This window comes from Acuticoccus kandeliae, from assembly GCF_003073115.1.
Genome location: NZ_QBBV01000136.1, coordinates 1 through 325, shown reverse-complemented (window position 1 = coordinate 325; position 325 = coordinate 1). Strand labels below are relative to the sequence as shown.

The following is a 325-nucleotide window of genomic DNA, read 5'->3' as shown; positions in this document are numbered from 1 at the left end:
GCCCGATGTCCAGGATCAGGCCGCCCTTGACGACCTCGATGACGGTGCCCTCGACCGGCTCGTCGGCCTCCTTGAGCGCCTCGATCGTGCCCCAGGCGCGCTCGTACTGCGCGCGCTTCTTGGACAGGATCAGCCGGCCCTCCTTGTCCTCCTTCTGGAGGACGAGGGCCTCGACGAACTCGCCGACCTCGACGACCTCGGCGCGGCGAACGTCATCCTCACCAACGGCGCCCGGTTCTACGTCGACCACGCCCACCCGGAGTACTCCACTCCCGAGGTCCTGTCCCCGCGCGACATCGTGACCTGGGACAAGGCCGGCGAGCGC

Annotated in this window: 2 protein-coding genes; one reads left to right on the top strand and one right to left on the bottom strand. The window is 69.2% G+C overall.

Features of this window, described 5'->3' with window-relative positions:
• Positions 1–256 (bottom strand): hypothetical protein (locus tag DBV35_RS31350; protein ID WP_425428507.1); only part of this gene is annotated, 256 nt, incomplete at its 3' end.
• Here DBV35_RS31350 and DBV35_RS31555 point away from each other — a divergent pair.
• Positions 215–325: proteasome accessory factor PafA2 family protein (locus DBV35_RS31555; protein ID WP_425428506.1), on the top strand; the 111-nt coding region annotated here is incomplete at its 3' end. The genes DBV35_RS31350 and DBV35_RS31555 overlap by 42 nt on opposite strands.